The 242-nt window shown below is 42.6% G+C and carries 1 protein-coding gene; it reads right to left on the bottom strand.

Annotated elements, in window-relative coordinates:
• The coding region (locus K4Z77_RS06655; RefSeq protein WP_224218837.1) for a hypothetical protein at positions 1–242 on the bottom strand (242 nt) is incomplete at both ends.

Raw genomic sequence — 242 nt, 5'->3', positions numbered from 1 at the left:
ATTGGACCATTTTCACCTGGGATTTCTACCTTAGTTCCTGGTGGGAATGTTGAGCCATCTGGTCTCTTCGGTGTTACTGTTACATCACCTGTCTTAGGATCTTGTTCAACATCCAATGTTGGTGTCTGATGAGCTGGTGTTGTTACATTAGGAACTTCCACTGCTGGTTTACCTGGTTCTGTAATCTTACCTGTACCTGGGACATCTTTCTTAGGAAGTTTGTCATTTGGTACTTTACCTTT

Origin of the sequence: Streptococcus mitis subsp. hohhotensis (assembly GCF_020089495.2) — a bacterium.
Taxonomy (GTDB): domain Bacteria; phylum Bacillota; class Bacilli; order Lactobacillales; family Streptococcaceae; genus Streptococcus; species Streptococcus hohhotensis.
Note: the sequence above shows the minus strand (reverse complement) of the source record. Positions and strands in the feature narration are given on the sequence as shown.